Below are 22,462 nucleotides of genomic sequence, written 5' to 3' on the forward strand. Positions count from 1 at the left end.
GGTTAGCGTAGGGCTGTCACGATATCGGCGACCGTGCTCAATACGTCCTTGCCCAGTTGCTTGGAGCGTTCACCGGACCAACCGGTTGTAACGTTGGGGGCGTCGTCGTTGTCCTTGAAGGGCATCTCCAGGGTCAGTGACAGGCAGTCGTATTGCTGGCCTACCGCGTTGCACGCCAGGGTCATATTGGCCTCGCCGGGCAGGTCGCGGGTGTAGCCGTAGGTGGTCTGGAAGTCGCGGGTCAGGCCGCTCAAGTGGCTGCGGAAGTGTTTTTCCAGCGTCTCGATGCGTGGGGTGTAGCCGGGATTGCCTTCGCAGCCGGCGGTGAAGACGTAGGGGATTTCTTCGTCGCCATGGATATCGAGGAACAGGTCGACGCCGTATTTTTCCATCTGTTGTTGCACGAACAACACTTCCGGGCTGATCGCTTGGCTGGCGCTCTGCCATGCGCGGTTGAGGTCCTGGCCCATGGCGTTGGTGCGCAGATGGCCGTGGAACGCGCCGTCCGGGTTCATGTTGGGCACCAGGTACAGGTCGGCGACTTTCAGCAGGTTTTTCAACTCATCATCACCGTCCTGTTGCAGGCGTTCGATGATGCCTTCCATAAACCATTCGGCCATGTGTTCGCCAGGATGCTGTTGTGCGATGATCCAGACCTTGCGTCGACCGGCGCCGCCTTTGCCGCGACGCAGCAGTTGGATATCACGGCCTTCAACACTTTTACCGGTTGCCAGCAGTTGGGTACCGGCGCGGTTCAAGGCTTGCTCGATCAGCCAGTCGTGACGCTCACGGCTGTAGGGTTCGAAATAGGCGATCCAAGCGTGCTTCTCACGGGTCTCAAGGCTGATATGCAGGATTTCCCCATCAAAGCGCGAGGGCACCCGAAACCAGTTGATATGGTCGTATGACGCCACGGCGTTGTAGCCGCTCCACGCGTGTGGGTAGGAAGACTTACCCGCGTTACTCAGGCGAAAAGTGTGGGTGTGACCCACGTGCATGCCTTCGGCCTTGAAGTGGAACCATTGGAAATGTTGGCTACGGGTGTCGGGTTTGATCGCCAGCAACAACTGGTGGGAATCGTGGGCATCCAGTACCTGGATATTGCCACTGTCGAAGTCGGTGCTGATCTTAATGGAGGTCAAGGCCACGGTCATAGTCTGGTTGCCTGAATATGAGTGTTGTGGCGGCTATATTACACAGGAGTCAGGTAAAGACTGGACGCAAAATTATTGCACGGGGGAGGGGGGCGTCATCCTTGACGCCGCAGCAGCTTAGAATCTATGAGATTGATTCTCAAGCGCTATTTCGCAAAGGTTTGGACTAGAGCGTTCGACTGGCTTTCTTTTGACGATGGTCTTTTGCTACCATGCGCGCCATCGAGCAACACACAGTCTTCATTAGCCTGAAGCCATGCCAGGGAAACTGGCAAAAAAAAGACCCGGCCAAAGAGCCGGGTCAAAAACCGTGATTAGCCTGATGAGGAGATATTCCAAGAGTCCGACCTAAGGTCCCTTGGTCTATCGACTGATCTCGCGATCAGCTAGGCCCAATAATAATCATTATCATTTGCAAGTCAAATGTTTTTATCCGTGAGATAGAAATATTTTTCTTCTGCGCCTGTTATCCGTTCGCTCGAGCCGCTGGCGCCTGCAACGACCGCTCCACCATCGCCTTCGCCATATCAATCAAGTACACCACCGAAAACGCCAGGTCGCGATGGTTGCCCTGGTGGCTGCTCGCAGATTCATAGGCCGTAGCTGCGGCACTGCGCAACAGGTCCGAGGCGTGCACCAGGGCTTCCTCCTGGCTGATGCCTGGTTTGATGGCGAACAGGGTGTCGTCAGGGGCTGTCGTCGACATATCTTCTTTCAAGTAAAAGTCCAATGCGCGCCGGATGGCACCGCTGCTACGCAGGTCGTGGTCTTCAGGGGTTTCGGGTAGGGGATACGGGCTGGTCGTCATAAGGGGCGGTACTCTGTCGTGGGTGGCAAAAACCTTATGTCCGATGATAGTACGTATCGTATTCATGTCATTTTATGGATTACTACAAACTGTTTATTGCCCTGAAAACTGCGTGACGTATTGTCAGCGCCCATGGATAACTGGATAGCGTTGGTCAAGGCCAACATGGAAGACCGCAAGGTCACGCAGGGTGAATTGGCTGAGCGCTTGGGCATGTCTCAAGGCGGCGTGGGGCATTGGCTCAATAAACGCCGTGCGCCTAGCGTAGTGGATATGAATCGGGTGTTGGCGGCGTTGGGGTTGGGGTATCTGGAAGTCGCGCTGGACATTCGCGAGCGGGCCGAGGAAGTGCCTGTGCAGAAGCACTACACCCCGTATTTCCGCTACCCGGTCAGCGATTGGAGCGGGCTGTGCGAGGTCCGTGAAGAGCGTGCGGCCTATGGCGCTGCCCGCTTTGAACTTACCGATTACCATGCCCAGGGCGAAGCGTTCTGGCTGCCGGTCAGCGGCGACGCTATGACCGCGCCCAGCGGGCTGAGCGTCAGCGCGGGCATGCTGATCCTGGTCGACCCGGCCATTCAGGCCGAGCCTGGCAAGCTGGTGGTCGCCCAATGGGCCGCGAGCCCCCAGGCGACCTTCCGCCAGTTGCTGGAAGAAAGCGGCCAGCTCTACCTGGTGCCGCTCAATCCCACCTACCCAAAGCAGCCATTCACTGATGACTGCCACATCCTGGGCGTCGTTGTGCAAGCCACGGCAAAGTTCTAGCCGGCCGGTTCGAGTTCCACCAACGCGCAACCTTCTGCAACCATTTCACCTTCCTTGCAGAACAGCGCCTTGATCACCCCGGCTTGAGGCGCGCGGATGCTGTGTTCCATCTTCATGGCCTCCAGCACCACCAGTTGCGTGCCGGCCTCAACGTTTTGGCCGACTTCCACCAGCACCCGCACGATACTGCCGTTCATCGGCGCCGTCAGGCCGCCTTGATGGGACTGGTTGGCCTCAACCGCCGCAATCGGGTCGAACACTGTCACGCCCTGCATCTCGCCGTCCCAGCGCAAAAACACGCGGGTGCCGCTGCGAACTGCCAGATGGCTGCGACGCACGCCTTGTTGCTCGATCAGCAACTGTTCGCCTCGCAAGTTCGGCGCATCCGAGGCCAGCGTGACTAACCGATCCTGGCCATTGCAGCTCAAATGCAGCGAAACTTCGGCAGGCAACCCGGCACGAAACCCTCGCGTCTCCCCCCAAGGTCCATCACCCTTCGGCAAGCTCTGAATGAAGGCCGCGCCCGCCGCTTGCCAGAATTCATCACTCAATTCCCCAGGCGCCGGCAGCAACTGCTCCTGATAGCGCGGAATGAACCCGGTATCCAACTCGGCTGCCGCAAATGCCGAGTGTCCGATAATCCGCCGTAAGAAGCCCAGGTTGGTCTTGAGCCCGCCGATGGCAAACTCCTCCAGCATGGCCAACAATCGCAACCGCGCCTGTTCACGGTCTTCACCCCAGGCAATCAGCTTGCCGAGCATGGGATCGTAGAACGGCGACACGCTGTCGCCTTGCTCCACACCGCTGTCCACCCGGCGCCCAGGGCCCGGTGCGGATTCGCGGTACAGCGCCAGGTGACCGGTGGCGGGCAGGAAGTCATTGGCCGGGTCTTCGGCATACAGCCGCACTTCGATCGCATGGCCGACCAGCGGCACCTGCTCCTGGGTGATCGGCAACGCCTCTCCCTGGGCGACACGGATTTGCCAGGCCACCAAGTCCAGGCCGGTGATCGCCTCGGTCACCGGGTGCTCCACTTGCAGCCGAGTGTTCATCTCCATGAAGAAGAACTCACCGCGTGCGTCCAGCAAGAACTCCACGGTGCCTGCGCCGACATAGCCGATGGCCTGGGCGGCGCGCACGGCGGCTTCGCCCATGGCCTTGCGCTGTTCAACACTCAGTCCCGGTGCTGGCGCCTCTTCGACAACCTTCTGGTGACGACGCTGGATCGAGCAGTCACGTTCATTGAGGTACAGGCAATGTCCATGCTGATCGGCAAACACCTGGATCTCCACATGGCGTGGCTTGAGCAGGTACTTTTCCACCAACATCTGCCCATTGCCGAAGGACGACAGTGCCTCGCGCTGTGCCGAGGCCAGGGCTTCGGCCAACTGGCTGACATCCTCGACCACCTTCATGCCCTTGCCGCCGCCACCCGCCGTAGCCTTGAGCAGCACGGGATAGCCGATACGCTCGCAGGCTGCGCGGAAGGTCTCCAGGTCCTGGGCTTCGCCGTGGTAACCCGGTACCAAGGGGACCCCGGCGGTTTCCATCAAGGCCTTGGCGGCCGACTTGCTGCCCATGGCATCGATGGCCGAGGCGGGCGGGCCGAGAAAGATCAATCCGGCCGCTTCAATCGCGCGGGCAAAACCTGCGTTCTCCGACAAAAAACCGTAACCCGGATGGATCGCCTGGGCACCGCTGGCCTGGGCTGCAGCGATCAGTTTGTCGATTTGCAGGTAGCTGTCAGTGGCCTTGCTGCCGCCCAGGTCGACGCGGATATCCGCCTCACGGCTGTGGCGCGCATCGCGGTCAGTGGCGCTGTGCACCGCCACGGTGGTCAGGCCCATGGCCTTGGCGGTGCGCATCACTCGGCAAGCAATCTCGCCCCGGTTGGCCACCAGTAGGGTCGTCAACGTGCTCATGAACGCGGCTCCTGCGATTGCCAGCTGGGTGGACGTTTTTGCAGGAAGGCGCGCAGGCCTTCCTGGCCTTCGGCGCTGACACGAATGCGCGCAATGGCGTTTTCGCAATAGCGGCGCAGGGCCGGGGTGAGGGCGCCGTGGCCCACTTCGCGCAGCAAGTCCTTGCTGGCGCGCATGGCCGCCGGGCTGTTTTGCAGGAGGTTGGCAATCCACTGTTCGACCTGTTGATCCAACTCGCTGATCGGATAGCTTTCCGCCAACAAACCGATCTCCCGAGCCCGCTGGCCACCAAAGCGCTCAGCGGTCAACGCATAGCGCCGTGCTGCACGCTCGCCGATGGCTTGCACCACGAACGGACTGATCACCGCCGGCGCCAGGCCAATGCGCACTTCCGACAGACAGAACTGCGCATCGTCCGCACCAATCGCCATGTCACAGCAACTGATCAAGCCCAGCGCACCGCCGTAGGCCGCGCCTTGCACCACCGCCAGGGTCGGGATTTTCAACTTGGCCAGGTTGTACATCAACTCGGCCAACTCACGGGCATCGTCCAGATTGGTGTGGTAATCCAGCTCGGCCGATTGCTGCATCCAGGCCAGGTCGGCCCCGGCGCTGAAATGCTTGCCGCGCCCACGCAGCACCAGAAAACGCAGGGAAGGATCGCCCTGTACGTGGTCGAGGGCAATGATCAGTTCGCGGATCATTTCGGCGTTGAACGCGTTGTTCTTGGCTTCACGACTGAGCCACAGCGTGGCAAAGCCACGGCGGTCGGTGATCAGTTCGAGGGTGTTGAAGTCGCTCATGGGATACAGCTCCATTTACATGCGGAACACGCCGAAGCGGCTCGGCTCGATGGGGGCATTCAGCGAAGCGGACAAGGCCAGGGCCAGCACGTCACGGGTCTGCAACGGATCAATCACACCGTCGTCCCACAGGCGCGCGCTGGAGTAGTAGGGGTGGCCCTGGGTTTCGTACTGGTCGAGGATCGGCTGCTTGATGGCGGCCTCTTCTTCGGCGCTGAACCCCACGCCGGCGCGTTCGGCCTGCTCGCGCTTGACCTGCACCAGCACGCCGGCCGCCTGTTCGGCGCCCATCACGCCGATGCGTGCATTCGGCCACATCCACAGGAAGCGCGGGTCATAGGCGCGGCCACACATGCCATAGTTACCGGCGCCAAAGCTGCCGCCGATGATCACCGTGAACTTCGGTACCTTGGCGCAGGCCACGGCGGTGACCAGCTTGGCGCCGTGCTTGGCGATGCCACCGGCTTCGTATTTCTGGCCGACCATGAACCCGGTGATGTTCTGCAGGAACAGCAGCGGAATGCCACGCTGGCAGGCCAGTTCGATAAAGTGCGCGCCTTTTTGCGCGGCTTCTGCAAACAGGATGCCGTTGTTGGCCAGGATCGCAATCGGGTAGCCATGCAGGTGTGCAAAGCCGCATACCAGCGTGGTCCCGAACAGCGCCTTGAACTCATCGAACACTGAACCGTCCACCAGCCGTGCAATCACTTCGCGCACATCAAAGGGCTGCTTGGCATCGGCCGGGATCACGCCATACAACTCTTCGCTGCTGTACAACGGCGCCACGGGCGGGCGTTGCAGCAACTCGCCCTGTTTGCGCCAATTGAGGTTGGCCACACTGCGCCGGGCCAGGGCCAGGGCGTGTTCATCGCTGTCGGCATAGTGGTCGGCGACGCCAGAGATCTTGCAGTGCACATCGGCACCGCCGAGGTCTTCGGCGCTCACCACTTCACCCGTCGCGGCTTTCACCAGCGGCGGGCCGGCAAGGAAGATGGTGGCCTGGTTGCGCACCATGATCGCTTCGTCGGCCATGGCCGGCACATAGGCGCCACCGGCGGTGCACGAGCCCATTACCACCGCGATCTGCGGGATGCCTTGGGCGCTCATGTTGGCCTGGTTGAAGAAGATCCGCCCGAAGTGTTCGCGGTCGGGGAACACTTCATCCTGACGCGGCAGGTTGGCGCCGCCGGAGTCCACCAGGTAGATGCACGGCAGGCGGTTTTGCTCGGCGATCGTCTGGGCGCGCAGGTGCTTTTTCACGGTGAGCGGGTAGTAAGAGCCGCCTTTCACCGTCGCGTCGTTGGCGACGATCATGCATTCGACGCCTTCCACCCGGCCGATCCCGGCAATCACCCCGGCGGCAGGCACGTCTTCGCCATACACCTGATGGGCGGCCAGTTGGCTGAGTTCAAGGAACGGCGAGCCGGGGTCGAGCAAACGGTTGATGCGCTCGCGGGGCAACAGTTTGCCGCGTGAGGTGTGCCGCTCCTGGGCCTTGGCGCCGCCGCCTTGCTGCACGTGAGCGAGCAGGCTGTGCAGCGCGTCGACCTGTTGGCGCATCGCCGCGCTGTTGGCGGCAAACTCCGCCGAACGTGGGTTGAGTTGGGTATGCAAGGTGGCCATGGTGCGCTCCTTCAGCGGGTTTCGTTGAAGAGTTCGCGACCGATCAGCATGCGGCGGATCTCACTGGTGCCGGCGCCGATTTCATACAGCTTGGCGTCCCGCAGCAGCCGACCGGCAGGGAATTCATTGATATAGCCGTTACCGCCCAGGATCTGGATCGCGTCGAGTGCCATCTGCGTGGCGCGTTCGGCGCTGTAAAGGATCACCCCGGCCGCATCCTTGCGCGTGGTCTCGCCACGCTCGCAAGCCTGGGCCACCGCGTACAGATAGGCGCGACTGGCGTTGAGCTGGGTGTACATGTCGGCGACCTTGCCCTGGATCAGCTGGAATTCGCCAATGCTCTGGCCGAACTGCTTGCGGTCGTGGATATAGGGCACGATCAGGTCCATGCAGGCTTGCATGATCCCGGTGGGGCCGCCGGACAGCACCACGCGTTCGTAGTCCAGGCCGCTCATCAGCACTTTCACGCCGCCGTTGAGCACGCCGAGGATGTTTTCTTCGGGTACTTCAACGTCATCGAAAAACAGCTCGCAGGTGTTGGAGCCGCGCATGCCCAGCTTGTCGAATTTGTTGCTGCGGCTGAAGCCTTTCCAGTCACGCTCGACGATGAAGGCGGTGATGCCGTGAGGGCCTTTCTCCAGGTCGGTCTTGGCGTAGATCACGTAGGTGCTGGCGTCGGGGCCATTGGTGATCCAGGTCTTGCTGCCGTTGAGCACATAATGATCGCCGCGTTTGTCGGCGCGCAGTTTCATCGAGACCACATCGGAACCGGCATTCGGCTCGCTCATGGCCAGGGCGCCGACGTGTTCGCCGCTGATGAGTTTGGGAAGGTACTTGAGTTTCTGTGCGTGGTTACCGTTGCGGTTGATCTGGTTCACACATAGGTTGGAGTGTGCGCCGTAGGACAACGCCACCGAGGCCGAGCCACGGCTGATCTCTTCCATCGCCACCACGTGGGCCAGGTAACCCAGGCCGGCGCCGCCGTATTCTTCCGGAACGGTGATGCCCAACAGGCCCATGTCGCCGAATTTCTGCCACAGGTCGGCGGGGAACAGGTTGTCACTGTCGATCTGTGCTGCGCGCGGCGCGATTTCCTTGCTCACGAAGGACTGCACCTGGTCGCGCAGCATGTCGATGGTTTCACCGAGGGCGAAGTTCAGGGACGGGTAACTCATGGACAGGCACCTTAATGTGAGCGTTGTTTTTGTGTGGAGGGCGCGCCAGGGGAGGGCGCTCACCTTTACGTTAACGTAAGCTTGCGTTGCGATGCTGTCAATCGTAGTTTACGTTTACGTCAACCTACAAAAAAGACAACAGGGGTCGTTATGGATCAACCAAACCAGAGCTACAGCCGTGGCTCCCAGGACAAGACCTTGCTGGCCATGACCATTGGCCAAGCCTTTGACCGAACCGTCGCGCAATTCCCCGAGGGTGAGGCCTTGGTGGTGCGTCATCAGCAGCGCCGCTACACCTGGCGGCAATTGGCCGAAGCGGTCGATGTGCACGCCCGTGCGTTTCTCGCCCTGGGCATGCAGACCGGCGATCGTCTGGGCATCTGGGCACCCAATTGCGCCGAGTGGTGCATCAGCCAGATCGCCAGTGCCAAGCTCGGCGTGATCCTGGTGAATATCAACCCGGCCTACCGCAGCAGTGAATTGGACTACGTGCTCAAGCAATCCGGCTGTCAGTGGCTGGTGTGCGCCGGGTCGTTCAAGACGTCCGATTACCATGCGATGTTGCAGGAATTGAAACCCGACCTGCGCGGCATGATCAGCCTCGACCCCAGTCCTCCCCCAGGATTCATGCCTTGGTCGCAGCTATCGGCCCTCGGTGCAGGCGTCTCACCCGAAGAGTTACACAGCCGCCAGGCCAGCCTGCATTTCGACCAACCCGTGAATATCCAGTACACCTCCGGCACCACCGGCTTCCCCAAGGGCGCCACCCTCAGCCACCACAACATCCTCAATAACGGCTACATGGTCGGCGAAAGCCTGGGCTTGACCGCGCAGGACCGTCTGGTGATCCCGGTGCCGCTGTACCACTGCTTCGGCATGGTCATGGGCAACCTGGGTTGCATCACCCACGGCACCACCATGATCTATCCCAATGACGGTTTTGATCCGCTGTTGACCCTCAGCGCCGTCGCCGAAGAACGCGCCACCGGCCTGTACGGCGTGCCCACCATGTTCATCGCCATGCTCGATCACCCGCGCCTTGGCGAGTTCGACCTGTCTACCCTGCGCACCGGCATCATGGCCGGCGCCACATGCCCCATCGAAGTCATGCGCCGCGTGATCAGCGAAATGCATATGAGCGAAGTGCAAATTGCCTATGGCATGACGGAAACCAGCCCGGTGTCCTTGCAGACCGGCGCGGATGACGATCTGGAGCGCCGCGTGACCACGGTTGGCCGCACTCAGCCGCAACTTGAAAACAAGATCATCGACGCCGACGGCAACACCGTTGTGCGCGGCGAAATCGGCGAACTCTGCACCCGTGGCTACAGTGTGATGCTCGGCTACTGGAACAACCCCGACGCCACCCGCGAGGCCATCGACGCCGCCGGCTGGATGCACACCGGCGACCTGGCGAGCATGGACGCCCATGGCTACGTGTGCATCGCCGGGCGCAACAAGGACATGATCATTCGTGGCGGCGAGAACGTGTACCCGCGTGAGCTGGAAGAGTTTTTCTTCACCCATCCGGCGGTGGCGGATGTGCAGGTCATTGGCATTCCGGATGAGCGCTACGGTGAAGCGATCGTTGCGTGGATCAAGTTCCATCCGGGCCATCTGGCCAGTGAGCTGGAGCTCCAGACGTGGTGCAAGGGACGTATCGCGCACTTCAAGACGCCCAAGTACTTCAAGTTCGTGGATGAGTTTCCGATGACGGTGACGGGCAAGGTCCAGAAATTCCGCATGCGCGAGATCAGTATTGGCGATTATGGGCTTCATCGTTAATGATGGATTGCCAGTCCTGCCAGCTTATAAGGGGCAGGGCTGAAGGTGCTTATATACCTCTCTGTTGGCACTCGAATATCACATATTGACCGTTCATTCGGCCAATTAGAGTTCGCCACATGGCAGACCTTGAACAAAGTGGAAAAAATCCGGTAAACGATACGCGCAGTGTTCATGGCGTCGTTGTGCAGGCGCGCCTGTCATCGTGGTACAGCGCTGCAACAGTCAAGCGCAAACAAGCGTTACATGAGTGGGAGTTGAATATTCCGCACTGGTATAAAACGCTGTCCCCGGACAGACGGAAAGTCTTGGAGGCGGCCCATCAGAGAAGTATGGGTGCGCTTAATATGCTGGATGGGATTTTAAAGGATTTAAAAGGTGCTATCGAATTCGCCGAACCCTTGCTGCAGGCAGCGATACAACAGAAAACCGGGCGATTCATTGATGTAAAACGTGTTTTTTTTGCGCGTAAGGAATTCATGGCGGCTGATCGCTCAAAGGTCTTCGGCGTTGAAGCAACAGGATATTGCTACTACACAGGTCTCAGCTTGATAGAGGCGGCCCTGCAGAACTTTTCCGCGAATGAGGCCGTTGAATCAAATGACGACGATTCCAGCCTTATCACGCATTACGACTTTCATCGGCGGCCCGCACCAACGACGTTCAACGCAGGGGCAGTGCTGGCGCGTAGTGACCCTCTCAAGCCTCATGTGTTTGCCGGCTTATGTCGAGACCTGGATTTGGGCAAGCTGTATTTGGCGCATGTAACGTCAATTGTCAAACCGCCGGACAAGCCTGAGGGAGTTTCAGACAACGATGCCGCAAGGGTGCGTAGTCGAATCACGGCTTCAACGAGGCAACAGATATTATTCGCCGCTGAAGTAGCGCTGGAGCTCGGCAATATAAAACAAGACGCCTACACGCTATTAAAAGAGCTGGCTTTTTGGAAGGCTGATGTGACGTGGAGAGGCAAGAGTGTACATTTTTCAAACTTGAATATGCTGCATGTTGAGCTAAAGCAGATCATTGTTATCGGGCCCCTGACATTCGGGTATGTGCGGGGCGTCAAAGTGTTTTACAGGGAACCTTGTATTGTCTTTATTCCTGGAGATCCTATTTGTGAGTTGAAAGAGTACGCCGGTCTTGGCGGTCTACAGACTGATCTCGTCGAAAGATTGTGCTCGGGCGAGTATCGACGGTTTTTCAGCCAGTGTGTGCCATACGAGCAACAAACGAAATTTTTTAGTACCGTGAAACTTCACCTTGATCAACTCAATATGTATGCCGAAGACGAAGATTTCGACCCTGAAAAAACAAGCACCGGTACTTGGTCAACAGGTTATGGCATCAGCATGCCCAGGACGTGGGGTGATCATTCTCTGCAAAAAGTCGATTTAATATTGAGCAATGCACGGGCGATGGTGGTATCCACCGCCAGTGCCGATGACAACGCCCGTAACGCATGGTTGATGTCGTTGGCCAGTGTTGCGTTGACCGTGGTGAATGTTGCCTCATTCGTCGTCCCGCAACTGGCGCCGTTGATGCTGCTGATTGGCGCGGTGCAAATGCTCTATGAGATTGCTACGGGCGCAGAGGCTTGGGAAGAGGGCGACATGAAAGAGGCGTGGGCGCATGTTTCGGCCGTAGCCTTTAATGTGACGACGGCAGTTGTAGGCGCCAAGCTGTTGCCGATGATCAAGACCCCGTTTGTCCAGGCACTGGCACACGTCCGGTGTCCTGACGCCAATGTGCGTTTGTATGCGCCTGGGCTGAAACCTTACCTGCGACAGGTATCACTGCCCGAATCCTTGAAGGCCAATGCAAACGGGTTGTTTGAACACGACGATAATTTATACCTGGCGGAAAACGACGGGCATTACTTGGTGGAGCCGTCGGGCACCGGTAACACCTACCGGATTGTGCATCCGCAAAACCCTTCAGCCTACTCGCCGCAGGTTCGCCTTACGGAGGCTGGGGCTTGGATACATGAACATGAAAATCCGCTGACATGGACCACGCCGCAATTGATGCAGCGCCTGGGGCCAGTGGCGCAGAGACTTGGACAGCAACCCTTAAAGCTTGAGCGCATCTGCCAAATGGCTGCGGTGGATAGCAGCATGTTGCGCAAGATGCATGTAGACCAGGGGCGCGTCCCAGGTCTATTGGCAGACATTCTCAAGCGTTTTGACATCGACGAGACAATCGCGAGTGAAAAAAAACCGGGTGTCAGGGCGTCATTATTGGCGAAACACCAGGCCGATCTTTTTGCGCAACGTTATGCGGCAACCGAGAGCGAAAGCGGTGCAGCGGTCGGATTGCTCAAACGGTTGCTCGGATCGCTGCCCGATAGTGTGGCGCAAGAGCTGTTGAGCCACGCCAGCAAGGCTGAAGTGCAGATGATCGAGCAGCACCAACGCGTACCGTTGCGTTTGGCAGAGGAGGCCCGCTGCTATCAACAAGAAGTACGCTTGGCGCGGGCTTACGAAGGGCTCTATCGCAAGACCCTGGGCAATGACGATACGCAACGTATGGTTCTGCATAGCGTGAAGACGCTGCCTGGCTGGCCATCTGACCTGCGCATCGAGGTGCTGGAAAAGACCAGCGAAGGAGGTGAGCGCGTTGTCGACTCCATAGGGCCGGAGGGTGTGGCGGCGAAGCGACTTTTGATCAAGTTTGGCCCACAAAATCTTTATGAAGTACGGGATGACAAGTTCGGAGTATTGAACCAGCAGGCCGATATCTATGGAGCTATACAGGCGGCGGTTTCGCCAGAGGATTTGACGGTGATGAAGTTGACGGCCGGTGACCGTGGCGCGAGCCTGAAACAAGCGCTGCAGCAGAAGCCGCTGATGCCGCGTGATCAATTGCGCAAGTTACTGAAAATGCAGCCTGTGAAACCAGGGTATAAACCGCCAATGCGCCTCGCTGACGGACGTTTTGGTTATCCACTAAGCCCGTTGAGAGGCGCTGGCCGCCGGCCTTTTGTGTGTGAAATGAAAGCGGCAAAGCTCTATCCGTCAAAGTCCATCGAAGCGGTAGAAGAGATGCTGGGCCTCAGCGAGCTTGACGATGCTGGGATGTTGGCAAGACTGGAGCAGCTTGAGCAGGAGTTCAATCAACTTAATGCCGATTTGAATGACTGGGAGCAGAAGGCGGGCGCGGTTGGTTCTGCCAGGGACCGGCGCAGAGTCGCCAATACCCTGAAAGGAGTCTGGCGGCGGACCTCCCCGCAAGCGTTCGCCTCGGATCAAACGCCCATCGGTCACATTCTCGATTTGTCCGACGAGGTTGTCGGAGAGTTACCCCCGATCACCGCCAATATGGACCATGTGGGCAGTTTGGTTTTACCTCGAATGGCGCTGACAGACGCTTCCTTGCCCTTTCTGAGTTCATTCAGGCGCTTGCGCTGGCTGAATATGAGCGATAACCACCTCACCCGGCTGCCGGAGTTTGCTGACGGCGCGGTGACCAAGCTCGACTTGAGTAATAACGCTATCCGACTGACCGAACAGAGCCGTATGCGCCTGGAACGCATGCAGAGTTTGAAGATTCTCAGGCTCTCCGGTAACCGCCAATTGGGGTGGGTGGCCAATCTGCACGGGCTGCGCAATCTTATCCAGATTTACCTGGCGAACACTGGAACCACAACGTTTCCCGCTGGCGCTGAGCAGTTGACCAACCTGGCCATGATCGACCTGCATTCAAATCGAATCACCACTTTACCTGAGTACGCTTACCAGCATCTGGATCGAATCAACTTGCATGACAATCCGTTTTCGGCAGCGACCCGTGCACGTCTTCGACTTGACCCGTTGGATCCGGCTCAATGGGGCGATCACGTTACGCACGACGAAGCGCGAGAGCTTTGGCTGCACGACTCTCCCGTAACTGAGCGGGTCCGCCGGGGCATGACTTGGGATGAGGTCAAGCTCAACCCTCAGTCGGATGCGTTTTTCACCGTGCTGGCAGACACCACCCGTTGCGCCGAATACGCCTCTGGCGTGACCCGTCCTGCAATGGCGGAGCGGGTCTGGGAGATGCTTGAAGCCGCGAAGGAAAGCCAGGCCATTCGTGAGTCGTTATTCAAGGCCGCTGATGATCGAATCACTTGTGGTGACGGCAGTTCGGTTGAGTTCATGAACCTGGAAAGTGAGCTGTTGGCGGCCAAGGCGCTTGAGATGGCAGGAGAGGGAGATGCGGAAGGCAAGCTTATTGCCACTGCCGAACAGCTATTTCGCCTGAAGCTGGTAGACGTCATCGCTCAGCGGGATGTCGAAGCGCGAGGGCGTGGTTTTGCTGAGCAGGTCGAAGTCATTCTTGCCTATCGAACCAGGCTGGCGGACAGGCTTGGGTTACCGGTCAAGTCCCGCGGCATGCTGTTTCCTCGGCAAGCTAATGTGAGCCAGACGGCTATCGATGATGCCTATGCACAAGTGCTCGTGGATGAGCGTGTTATCAGCAACAAGGTTGATTTTTTTTTGGAGAGGGCGTTTTGGGAGAAACATCTTCGCAGCCACTACTCACGAGAATTCGCGTCGTTGATGGAGCTGGTTATTGAGGAAATAGACGAAAAAAGCGCGGCGTTGGATGAACTTTCAGCATTACAAGACGCTCAGGATAACGCTGCAGATCAAGCGACAAAAGATGCCTGGCAGGCAAAACATGATGAGGTGGTCGACCGACTGGCGAGCCTGTTGGGCAAGACCCGGGATGAGATACTGGTGGATGGCTCGATGCAAAGTGTTTTTTACAATGACGAAATGAAGCTGCTCGGTGCCGAGCGGGCGCGAGAGGAAAGGCTTAATCTACAAACCTTGACACGAAGCGTGCTTGAAAAAGTCGGCGCGACGCACGGCGCTCAGGTCTGAATTTGATGCGCCCACGAGGGGCGGGTCAACAAGCTTGAACGCATCGCCTGATAAGCATTCCGACAGACAGCACAAAGGGGACCCGAAGGTCCCCTTTAATTTGTCGTTGCGTGCTCTTTTTTTATTATTGAGGGGCGGTCTATTGTTGTTTTTGGCAACCGTTACCCTTTACCGCTGTTTTTGGCGACCCCCATCCGGGGTCAAGAGCAAACGTATTTTTTTGAGCGCTGATCTGCTTCTTCGTTAACGATCCAACCAGTGGGTAGCTACCTGAGGTAGTTTTATTTTTCTCTAACCGGTTGCGGGTTTCGGCACGCCGTACCCTGCGAAGCACATCTTCTCCAAAAAAATCTGTTAGCTGCGTCTCTGCCGTGTTGTTTTTGTTATGTCAGAGTCGTTTCGTCTTATTTTTATTAGGTTTGGCGCTTTTTATTCTTGTTATGCCATAGAGATAGCAGAAGCCGTGCCAACTTTTAAAAACCCTTTAAAATCAATGGTTTGATTTTTGTATAAGATTTCGCTTGCAGAAAATACGACAAAAAATGTTCCCGTGTTACTCGATGTGTAGGCGTGCGGTAACACATTGTCACGGCTAAGCTACTCAACCGGCGTTACGCGCCTTGGCCACGCGTGACCCTGTCGGCCGGCCCAGCACGTTGCTGATTTGCTGACCGGCGCCAATCAATGCCTGCAGGTCGATACCCGTCTCGATACCCAGGCCGTCAAGCAGGTACAGCACATCTTCGGTAGCGACGTTACCGCTGGCGCCCTTGGCGTACGGGCAGCCGCCGAGGCCCGCGATAGAGCTGTCGAACACCGTGATCCCTTCCAGCAAACTGGCGTAGATGTTTGCGATGGCCTGGCCATAGGTGTCATGGAAGTGGCCGGCCAATTTCTGCCGAGGCACCTGGGCCCCGACCACGTCGAACAGTCGCCGCGTGGCTCCCGCCGTGCCGGTGCCGATGGTGTCGCCCAGGGACACCTCATAGCAGCCCATGGCGTATAACTCGTGCGCCACCGCCGCGACCTGTTCCGGCGCGATCTGGCCTTCGTACGGGCAGCCCAGCACGCACGACACATAACCCCGCACGCTGACCCCATTCTGCTTGGCCGCCGCCATGATCGGCGCAAAGCGCTCCAGGCTTTCGCTGATGGAGCAGTTGATATTGCGCTGGGAAAACGCCTCGGATGCGGCCGCAAACACCGCCACTTCCTTCACGCCGGCGGCCAGCGCATCCTCGAAACCGCGCAGGTTCGGCGTCAGCGCGCCATAGGTCACGCCGGGTTTGCGCTGGATCTGCGCGAACACCTCGGCGGAACCGGCCATCTGCGGCACCCACTTGGGCGATACAAAACTGCCGACTTCGATATAGCTCAAGCCAGCAGTGCTGAGAGCGTCCACCAACCGAACCTTGTCCGCTACGCTGATGGGCTGGGCTTCATTCTGCAGGCCGTCGCGCGGGCCGACTTCCACCAGGCGCACATGTGAGGGGAGAGACATGGCAATTACCTTCTGATCAATGGCCGGCCTGGCGCAGGGTGTGGGCCAGGGCCTGGGTGCAGCGCTCTTCAGCGGTGTCCAGTTCCAGCTTCATTTGTTCGATATCCAGCAACTGCTGCTCAAGCTGCTCACGGCGCTCGGCGATTTTCGCCAGCATGCTGTTGAGTTGCACGTGGTTACCGCTGGTGGGGTCGTAGAGCTCGATGAGTTCGCGGCACTCGGCCAGGGAAAAACCGATACGCTTGCCCCGCAGGATCAGCTTGAGGCTGACCTTGTCCCGGGCCGAGTAGATGCGCTCCTGACCCCGACGTTCCGGGGCCAGCAGGCCTTGTTCTTCGTAGAAGCGAATGGCGCGGGTGGTGATGTCGAGCTCGCGGGCGAGGTCGGAGATGCTGTAGGTGGTACTCATGGGGGCGCTCAAGAAAGTCTTGGCATTAAGCTAATGGCAGGTTGACGTAAACGTCAAGCGAATCCCTGTAGGAGCCGGCTTGCCGGCGATGGTCGTCAACCATGACGCAGCAAGCCCGGACAAGTGCGGTGACTGTGCGTTTTTCGCCGGCAAGCCGGCTCCTACAGAGGGTGTGACAATCTCAGGATTGTTGTTTGTCGAGCTTCTTCTCGTGCGCCGTGACTTGCTGGCACAACTCGATCATCTGCTCGCGCATCCAGCGGTTCGCCGGGTCCTGGTCGGTGCTTTCGTGCCAGTACAGGTGGGTTTCCACCGGCGGCACGTCGTTGACCGGCAGGTTGAACCAATGCAATTCATGGCGGCGCGCGAAGCGCTCGGGCACGGTCATGACCATATCGGTCTGCTGCAACACCTGCGAGGCCATCAAGTAGTGCTGGGAGCGCAGGGCGATCTTGCGTTGCAGCCCCATCTTGCCCAGCGCCAGGTCCACATGGCCCAGGCCGTTGCGCCGGCTGGAGATATGGATGTGGGTCAGCCCCAGGTAATCATCCAGGCTCAGCTTGTCCTTGCCCGCCAGCGGATGGCCCTTGCGCATGGCGCACACGTAGCGGTCTTCCATCAGCTTGACGTGGCGTACCTGCGGGTCGGTGTTGAGCGGCGCGTCCACGGCAAAGTCCAGGCGCCCAGCGGCCAGTTCCTTGGTGGTTTCGCGGCGCTTGGACAGGAAACTCTCGATCACCACCGTGGGCGCCAGGCGGCGCAGGCGCTGGAACAACAGTGGCAGGATCACCGCCTCGGTGAGGTCGGTCATGCTGATGCGATAAGTCTTGGCCGCCTGTTGCGGGTTGAAGATGCGGCTCTCTTGCACCGACACCCGCAGCAATGACAGCGCATTGCGCACCGGCCCGATGATGTTTTGCGCCATCGGCGTGGGCACCATGCCCTGGGCGGTGCGCACGAACAACGGGTCGTTGAAGGTTTCCCGAAGACGTGCCAGAGCGTTGGACACCGCCGGTTGGGTGATGCCGACAATCTGTCCGGCGCGGGTCAGGTTGGCTTCGGTGTAGATAGCGTCAAAGACGATGAAGAGGTTGAGGTCGACCTTGCTCAGATTCATTTCGTTGCGCTCTTATTGTTAGGTGGCCATCGGTCAATCATATATCGGTGATGAATGTTAATACACGCCGAGAATAGGTTAGGTAAATTTTCGTAGCTCATCTAGCATCGACTTCATGACCTAAACAACCTCTCAGAGAAGGGAGCTGCTCATGGATTTCGCCTATTCGCCCAAGGTTCAGGAACTGCGTGAACGCGTCACTGCGTTCATGGACGCTTACGTTTACCCGGCCGAGCCGGTGTTCGAACGCCAGGTCAGCGAGGGCGACCGCTGGCAGCCCACCGCAATCATGGAAGAGCTGAAGGCCAAGGCTAAAGCCGAAGGTTTGTGGAACCTGTTCCTGCCGGAATCCGAGCTGGGCGCCGGCCTCACCAACCTTGAGTACGCGCCATTGGCCGAAATCATGGGCCGCTCGCTGTTGGGCCCCGAGCCGTTCAACTGTTCCGCCCCCGATACCGGCAACATGGAAGTGCTGGTGCGCTACGCCAACGAAGAACAGAAACAACGCTGGTTGCAGCCGCTGCTGCGCGGCGAGATTCGCTCCGCATTTGCCATGACCGAACCGGATGTGGCGTCTTCGGACGCTACCAACATGGCTGCCCGCGCCGAACGCCAGGGCGATGAGTGGGTAATCAACGGCAAGAAATGGTGGACCTCCGGCGCCTGCGACCCGCGCTGCAAGATCCTGATCTTCATGGGCCTGAGCAACCCGGACGCGCCGCGTCACCAGCAACACTCGATGATCCTGGTGCCGGTGGACACCCCCGGCGTGAAGATCGTGCGCCCGCTGCCGGTGTTCGGCTACGACGACGCACCCCACGGCCATGCCGAAGTGCTGTTCGACAATGTGCGCGTACCCTACGAAAACGTGTTGCTGGGTGAGGGCCGTGGCTTTGAAATCGCCCAGGGCCGCCTTGGCCCAGGCCGTATCCACCACTGCATGCGTTCCATCGGTATGGCCGAGCGCGCGCTGGAATTGATGTGCAAGCGTTCCGTCAGCCGAACTGCATTCGGTAAGCCATTGGCGCGCTTGGGCGGCAATATCGACAAGATCGCCGACTCGCGCATGGAAATCGACATGGCGCGCCTGCTGACCTTGAAAGCAGCCTACATGATGGACACCGTGGGTAACAAAGTCGCGAAAAGCGAAATCGCCCAGATCAAGGTGGTTGCACCGAATGTGGCCTTGAAGGTGATCGACCGTGCGATCCAGATCCATGGCGGTGCTGGTGTCTCCAACGACTTCCCGCTGGCCTACATGTACGCCATGCAACGTACCTTGCGCCTGGCCGATGGCCCGGATGAAGTGCACCGGGCGGCGATCGGCAAGTTTGAGATTGGCAAGTATGTGCCTAAAGAACTGATGCGCAGCGGGCAATAAACAGCAATAGGCGGGGAGGTTGGGTATTCAATACACCCAAACCTCCACCCGCCGATTTTTGATCCGCCCTTCATCCGCCGTATTCGCCGCCACCGGCATCTGCGCGCCAAACCCGCGGATATCGCGCAATACCACGCCGTTCTTGACCAATTCCCGGCGCACCGCCATTGCCCGCAACTTTGACAGCAACGCTGCCCGCTGCGGATCGTTCTTGGCATCGCCAAAGCCCACCAGCGTCACCTGCTTGTCCAGCTTGTTGTGGCTTTTGAGGTACGCCACCACCCGCTGTAAATCCTGGCGGGCCTTGCTGTCCAGGCTTGCGCTGCCTTCCTCGAAACGAAAATTCACCGTCAGGCGCTGGGCATCCCGCGCAATCGCTTGATAGTCAGCAGGCATCGAAGTACGCGGCTCCACGGCCATCGCCTGTACCTGCTGCGCGATAAAACCATTGGCTGCCACGATCGCCTGGCCCTTGCTGCTTTGGCTGAAGTCCACCAACGCCTTGGCCCATGGATTGCGACTCAACGGCGGCAAGTAAAAGAGCAGCCGACGTGACAGCGGATAATCCTCGGTCGCAATCAGGCTGTTCAACGGCAACATGGGTTGCGAGTCGCCATCCACTATCGCCACCGCTTTGGCCTGGCGGATGTAGGGCAGGCCGATAAAGCCAATGCCCTGGGGATCCTGGCTGACCGCGTCGGAGAGTTGCTCGCTGGATTCGAAACGCTTGGCGCCCGGCGCGAGCGGCTTGCCACGCAGACGCAGTACCAGGTCCTTGAACGTATCGTAGGTGCCGGATTGATCATCCCGCGCGTACAGATGAATCGGCCCTCCGATGCCACCGAGCGCCGCCCAGGTACTGACTTCGCCATTGAAGATCTGCGCCAGTTGCTCGGTATTCAGGGTGTTCAACGGGTTTTGCGGGTGGAGGATGATGGCCAGGCCATCGATGGCGATCACCTGTTCGGCTTCGGGGCTTTTCAGGTCGCCGAGGGGTTCGAGGTCTACCAGTTCGCTGTCTTTTATCGGGCGCGATGAAGCTGCCAGGTCGGCTGTGGCTTTCTTTAGCGCCGTGAAACCGGTACTTGAGCCGTGAGCGGCGACTTCGATGATCACCGTCTTGCCCTGGCGTGTCTTGCCGATCACGCGTTGTTCATTGGCACCTTCGGCCGGTTCACTGCGCACCGCCTGCAAGCCCTGCTGTTCCATCAAGCCCTTGACCAGTGCAGGACCCAGTGCCGCGCCAATAGTATTGGAACCCTGGATACGCAAAGCAGGGCCCTGATCAGGAACGGGAAGGGGAGCGGAAACAGCGAAGAGGGGGAAAAGCACCAGCAGGAACAGAACGCGCAGCCTCATGCCGGCACCTTCTCAAGCCAAAGGGAGTGCCGCGAGAATAAGTCAGGCAGGTTGCATAAATATGACGGGGCCGAGGGGGCGGCCCCGTCAGGGCGATCAGCTCAACTCAAGCCAGATCGGCGCATGGTCGGACGGCTTTTCCAATCCACGCAGCTCGTAGTCCACCCCGGCATCCTTGACCCGCGGCAGCAGGCCATTGGAGGCCAGGATCACGTCGATGCGCAGGCCGCGCTTGGGTTCGTCCTCAAAGCCACGGCTGCGGTAGTCGAACCAGCTGAAGCGGTCTGCAACCTCTGGGTTGAGGTGACGGAAGCTGTCCACCAGGCCCCAATTTTTCAGACGGGCCATCCACTCGCGTTCTTCCGGCAGGAAGCTGCACTTGCCAGTCTTGAGCCAGCGCTTGGCGTTGTCGGCGCCAATGCCGATGTCGATGTCTTCCGGGGAAATGTTGATGTCGCCCATCACCACCAGCGCCTGGTCATTGCTGAACTGGCTCTCCAGCAACTGTTGCAGGTCTTCATAGAAGCGCTGCTTGGCCGGGAACTTGGTAGGGTGGTCGCGGCTTTCGCCCTGGGGGAAGTAGCCGTTCATGATGGTGACCGGGTGGCCGTTCTCATCGGCAAAGGTGCCCCAGATAAACCGGCGTTGGGCGTCTTCTTCGTCGCTGGCGAAACCTTTGTGCAGGCTCAACGCCGGCTGGCGCGAGAGCAGGGCTACACCGTAGTGACCTTTTTGGCCGTGGTAGTACACGTGATAGCCAAGGGCCTGTACTTCGGCCAGTGGGAATTGGTCATCGTGGACCTTGGTTTCCTGCAGGCCAATCACGTCGGGCTGGTGCTTTTCAATCAGCGCCGCCAGCTGATGGGGGCGGGCGCGCAGCCCGTTGATATTGAAGGAGACGATTTTCATGGTCGGCAGTCCAGTCCTGGCAAAAGGGCGATGCTAGCGGACAAGTCGGACGGGGGCCAGCGTGGCGGTAGGGCACTTGCACTGCTAATGTCTGGGAACGACTGGTGCTGTGTAGGTTCGTACCCATAAGAACGCTGCCTTTTGAGCCGCGCCCAGGGAGATTGACGGTATGCCGGACACTTCAACTGCAACTGCTGAAATTCGCCTGCTCAACAGCGGCTATTCCCGCGAAGCCCGTTCCTTGCTGTACCAGGCTTATCGGCATGAGCCGACGTTCGCCTACATTTTCGAAGCCGAGCGCCCGGGTTATGAACAGCGGGTGCGCGCTACCGTGCGGGAGCTGGTCAAGCAGCACTTTTTTCAGAAACTGCCGGCCATTGGTCTGTTCGTCAACGATCGGCTGATCGGCATTGCCCTGATAGCACCACCGCAGCGGCGCCTGGGGATTACCGAAAGCTGGGCCTGGCAGTTGCGCATGTGGCTGAGCACGGGCGTGCGCGGGACGCGACGTTACCTCGACTACCATCACGCCGTGCTGGCGTGCCTGCCCAGTGAGTCGGTGCACGTGCTGCCGTTGTTGGGCATTCATCCGCAATTCCAGGGCAAACATTTCGGCGAGCAGTTGCTGGAGGCCGTGCACAACTGGTGCGCCGAAGACCCGCATTCGTCCGGTGTGGTACTGGACACGGGCAACTCACGCTATCTGGAGTTCTATAAGCGTCAGGGTTATGAGGAAATCGGCGAAGTCGCTGTAGGACCTGTCCTGGAGCACGTGTTTTTTCACCCCAATCCTCAGTCGTTACATGCTGCAACGGCTTAGTACAGAATTATTCAGACATTTCCGAGTTCAAAGAGGCTCCCCAGGTCGTGTAGCATCCGCGCC

The 22,462-nt window shown here is 59.0% G+C and carries 16 protein-coding genes; 5 read left to right on the forward strand and 11 right to left on the reverse strand.

All coding sequences use genetic code 11. The features are described 5' to 3' along the window. Window positions 1-2: 2 nt before the first annotated feature. Complete coding sequence (locus EJ576_RS18640) at window positions 3-1,154, reverse strand: M14-type cytosolic carboxypeptidase (protein WP_122729155.1); 1,152 nt, start codon at window positions 1,152-1,154, stop codon at window positions 3-5. 466 nt (window positions 1,155-1,620) lie between these two features. Next, complete coding sequence (locus EJ576_RS18645) at window positions 1,621-1,962, reverse strand: DUF6124 family protein (protein WP_126570843.1); 342 nt, start codon at window positions 1,960-1,962, stop codon at window positions 1,621-1,623. A 132-nt stretch (window positions 1,963-2,094) separates the two neighbouring features. On the opposite strand from EJ576_RS18645, the gene EJ576_RS18650 reads away from it, so the two are divergent. Continuing rightward, window positions 2,095-2,727: a LexA family transcriptional regulator gene (locus EJ576_RS18650; protein WP_068935107.1), complete on the forward strand. Its 633-nt coding sequence runs from the start codon at window positions 2,095-2,097 to the stop codon at window positions 2,725-2,727. Here the strand turns inward: EJ576_RS18650 and EJ576_RS18655 are convergent. The 4 genes from EJ576_RS18655 to EJ576_RS18670 are packed head-to-tail and all read right to left on the reverse strand — an operon-like array spanning window position 2,724 to window position 8,250. After that, window positions 2,724-4,649, reverse strand: coding sequence for an acetyl/propionyl/methylcrotonyl-CoA carboxylase subunit alpha (locus tag EJ576_RS18655; protein ID WP_126570844.1), 1,926 nt, complete (start codon window positions 4,647-4,649; stop codon window positions 2,724-2,726). The genes EJ576_RS18650 and EJ576_RS18655 overlap by 4 nt on opposite strands. After that, window positions 4,646-5,452, reverse strand: coding sequence for a gamma-carboxygeranoyl-CoA hydratase (locus EJ576_RS18660; RefSeq protein ID WP_028616898.1), 807 nt, complete (start codon window positions 5,450-5,452; stop codon window positions 4,646-4,648). The genes EJ576_RS18655 and EJ576_RS18660 overlap by 4 nt, the downstream gene beginning before the upstream one ends. A gap of 15 nt (window positions 5,453-5,467) precedes the next feature. Continuing rightward, entirely contained in the window at window positions 5,468-7,075 is a 1,608-nt protein-coding gene (locus EJ576_RS18665) for a carboxyl transferase domain-containing protein (RefSeq protein ID WP_122729147.1), read from the reverse strand. Window positions 7,076-7,086: 11 nt separating this feature from the next. Beyond that, a complete protein-coding gene (locus EJ576_RS18670; RefSeq protein WP_028616896.1) occupies window positions 7,087-8,250 on the reverse strand; it encodes an isovaleryl-CoA dehydrogenase in 1,164 nt (387 codons plus the stop codon). A gap of 150 nt (window positions 8,251-8,400) precedes the next feature. Between EJ576_RS18670 and EJ576_RS18675 the strand changes: the two genes are divergently transcribed. Together EJ576_RS18675 and EJ576_RS18680 are read left to right on the forward strand one after the other, a co-directional pair. Beyond that, entirely contained in the window at window positions 8,401-10,035 is a 1,635-nt protein-coding gene (locus EJ576_RS18675; RefSeq protein WP_126570845.1) for an AMP-binding protein, read from the forward strand. 119 nt (window positions 10,036-10,154) lie between these two features. Continuing rightward, window positions 10,155-14,903, forward strand: coding sequence for an NEL-type E3 ubiquitin ligase domain-containing protein (locus EJ576_RS18680; RefSeq protein ID WP_126570846.1), 4,749 nt, complete (start codon window positions 10,155-10,157; stop codon window positions 14,901-14,903). 601 nt (window positions 14,904-15,504) lie between these two features. Here EJ576_RS18680 and EJ576_RS18690 read toward each other — a convergent pair. The 3 genes from EJ576_RS18690 to EJ576_RS18700 all read right to left on the reverse strand — a co-directional run bounded on the left by EJ576_RS18690 (window position 15,505) and on the right by EJ576_RS18700 (window position 17,930). After that, window positions 15,505-16,404 (reverse strand): hydroxymethylglutaryl-CoA lyase, encoded by a 900-nt coding sequence (locus EJ576_RS18690; protein WP_126570847.1) that lies wholly within the window; start codon window positions 16,402-16,404, stop codon window positions 15,505-15,507. Window positions 16,405-16,420: 16 nt separating this feature from the next. After that, a complete protein-coding gene (locus EJ576_RS18695; protein WP_038844104.1) occupies window positions 16,421-16,813 on the reverse strand; it encodes a MerR family DNA-binding transcriptional regulator in 393 nt (130 codons plus the stop codon). Window positions 16,814-16,994: 181 nt separating this feature from the next. Continuing rightward, on the reverse strand, window positions 16,995-17,930 hold the full coding sequence (locus EJ576_RS18700) for a LysR family transcriptional regulator (protein WP_028616891.1): 936 nt from the start codon (window positions 17,928-17,930) through the stop codon (window positions 16,995-16,997). 151 nt (window positions 17,931-18,081) lie between these two features. Between EJ576_RS18700 and EJ576_RS18705 the strand changes: the two genes are divergently transcribed. Beyond that, window positions 18,082-19,311, forward strand: coding sequence for an acyl-CoA dehydrogenase (locus tag EJ576_RS18705; RefSeq protein WP_016977420.1), 1,230 nt, complete (start codon window positions 18,082-18,084; stop codon window positions 19,309-19,311). 27 nt (window positions 19,312-19,338) lie between these two features. On the opposite strand, the gene EJ576_RS18710 is transcribed toward EJ576_RS18705, so the two are convergent. Both EJ576_RS18710 and xthA read right to left on the reverse strand, forming a co-directional pair. After that, window positions 19,339-20,670, reverse strand: coding sequence for a substrate-binding domain-containing protein (locus EJ576_RS18710; protein ID WP_126570848.1), 1,332 nt, complete (start codon window positions 20,668-20,670; stop codon window positions 19,339-19,341). Window positions 20,671-20,766: 96 nt separating this feature from the next. Then, window positions 20,767-21,579, reverse strand: a complete 813-nt coding sequence (gene xthA / locus EJ576_RS18715) for an exodeoxyribonuclease III (protein ID WP_028616888.1) — start codon at window positions 21,577-21,579, stop codon at window positions 20,767-20,769. Window positions 21,580-21,748: 169 nt separating this feature from the next. Between xthA and EJ576_RS18720 the strand changes: the two genes are divergently transcribed. Continuing rightward, window positions 21,749-22,399: an N-acetyltransferase gene (locus tag EJ576_RS18720; protein ID WP_068935124.1), complete on the forward strand. Its 651-nt coding sequence runs from the start codon at window positions 21,749-21,751 to the stop codon at window positions 22,397-22,399. Window positions 22,400-22,462: the final 63 nt, after the last annotated feature.

The organism is Pseudomonas sp. C 49-2 (genome assembly GCF_003970195.1).
Lineage (GTDB): Bacteria > Pseudomonadota > Gammaproteobacteria > Pseudomonadales > Pseudomonadaceae > Aquipseudomonas > Aquipseudomonas canadensis.

What these genes read in the sequence shown, in the direction of transcription:
- EJ576_RS18650 (WP_068935107.1), top strand. Translation starts at nt 2,095, where the DNA reads ATGGATAACTGGATAGCGTTGGTCAAGGCCAACATGGAAGACCGCAAG.
- EJ576_RS18665 (WP_122729147.1), bottom strand. Translation starts at nt 7,075, where the DNA reads ATGGCCACCTTGCATACCCAACTCAACCCACGTTCGGCGGAGTTTGCC.
- EJ576_RS18680 (WP_126570846.1), top strand. Translation starts at nt 10,155, where the DNA reads ATGGCAGACCTTGAACAAAGTGGAAAAAATCCGGTAAACGATACGCGC.
- EJ576_RS18645 (WP_126570843.1), bottom strand. Translation starts at nt 1,962, where the DNA reads ATGACGACCAGCCCGTATCCCCTACCCGAAACCCCTGAAGACCACGAC.
- EJ576_RS18670 (WP_028616896.1), bottom strand. Translation starts at nt 8,250, where the DNA reads ATGAGTTACCCGTCCCTGAACTTCGCCCTCGGTGAAACCATCGACATG.
- EJ576_RS18720 (WP_068935124.1), top strand. Translation starts at nt 21,749, where the DNA reads ATGCCGGACACTTCAACTGCAACTGCTGAAATTCGCCTGCTCAACAGC.
- EJ576_RS18690 (WP_126570847.1), bottom strand. Translation starts at nt 16,404, where the DNA reads ATGTCTCTCCCCTCACATGTGCGCCTGGTGGAAGTCGGCCCGCGCGAC.
- EJ576_RS18705 (WP_016977420.1), top strand. Translation starts at nt 18,082, where the DNA reads ATGGATTTCGCCTATTCGCCCAAGGTTCAGGAACTGCGTGAACGCGTC.
- EJ576_RS18675 (WP_126570845.1), top strand. Translation starts at nt 8,401, where the DNA reads ATGGATCAACCAAACCAGAGCTACAGCCGTGGCTCCCAGGACAAGACC.
- EJ576_RS18640 (WP_122729155.1), bottom strand. Translation starts at nt 1,154, where the DNA reads ATGACCGTGGCCTTGACCTCCATTAAGATCAGCACCGACTTCGACAGT.
- EJ576_RS18700 (WP_028616891.1), bottom strand. Translation starts at nt 17,930, where the DNA reads ATGAATCTGAGCAAGGTCGACCTCAACCTCTTCATCGTCTTTGACGCT.
- xthA (WP_028616888.1), bottom strand. Translation starts at nt 21,579, where the DNA reads ATGAAAATCGTCTCCTTCAATATCAACGGGCTGCGCGCCCGCCCCCAT.
- EJ576_RS18695 (WP_038844104.1), bottom strand. Translation starts at nt 16,813, where the DNA reads ATGAGTACCACCTACAGCATCTCCGACCTCGCCCGCGAGCTCGACATC.
- EJ576_RS18710 (WP_126570848.1), bottom strand. Translation starts at nt 20,670, where the DNA reads ATGAGGCTGCGCGTTCTGTTCCTGCTGGTGCTTTTCCCCCTCTTCGCT.
- EJ576_RS18660 (WP_028616898.1), bottom strand. Translation starts at nt 5,452, where the DNA reads ATGAGCGACTTCAACACCCTCGAACTGATCACCGACCGCCGTGGCTTT.
- EJ576_RS18655 (WP_126570844.1), bottom strand. Translation starts at nt 4,649, where the DNA reads ATGAGCACGTTGACGACCCTACTGGTGGCCAACCGGGGCGAGATTGCT.